1 protein-coding gene is annotated in these 522 nt (G+C 69.2%); it reads left to right on the forward strand.

The window, feature by feature from the left end:
• Window positions 1-55: 55 nt before the first annotated feature.
• On the forward strand, window positions 56-522 hold a 467-nt coding region (locus FRZ03_RS29075), incomplete at its 3' end, for a response regulator (RefSeq protein WP_261399392.1).

Raw genomic sequence — 522 nt, forward strand, 5'->3', positions numbered from 1 at the left:
GGACGCTGCATCCCCCCGCACGCGCTGGAAGTCCCGTCCCCCGCACGGGGTGGAAGTGGGGAAAACCCGGACGCGGTGGGTCGGGCGGACCTACTCTCGACTTGTGCCGGGCGCTTCGGGTCGGGTGCTTGTTGTGGACGACAACAAGGTCATCCGGCAGTTGATCAGGGTCAATCTTGAGCTGGAAGGGCTCGAGGTCGTGACCGCGGCCGATGGTGCCGAGTGTCTGGACGTGGTGCACCAAGTGCGGCCCGACCTTGTGACGCTCGACGTCGTCATGCCGCGGCTGGACGGGCTGCGCACCGCCGCCCGGCTCCGGGCCGATCCCCGGACGAACCATCTGCCCCTCGCCATCATCAGCGCGTGCAGCCCCTACGAGGTCGAGACCGGCCTCGACGTCGGCGTGGACGCCTTTCTCTCCAAGCCCTTCGAACCCGCTGAACTCGTGCGCGTCGTCAGGCGGCTGATCGTCAGTGGCCGGGCCGCGCGCGGGGGAGAGGGAGAAGGGGAAGAGGGCGGGGA

This window comes from Streptomyces misionensis (assembly GCF_007896895.1).
GTDB lineage: Bacteria > Actinomycetota > Actinomycetes > Streptomycetales > Streptomycetaceae > Streptomyces > Streptomyces misionensis_A.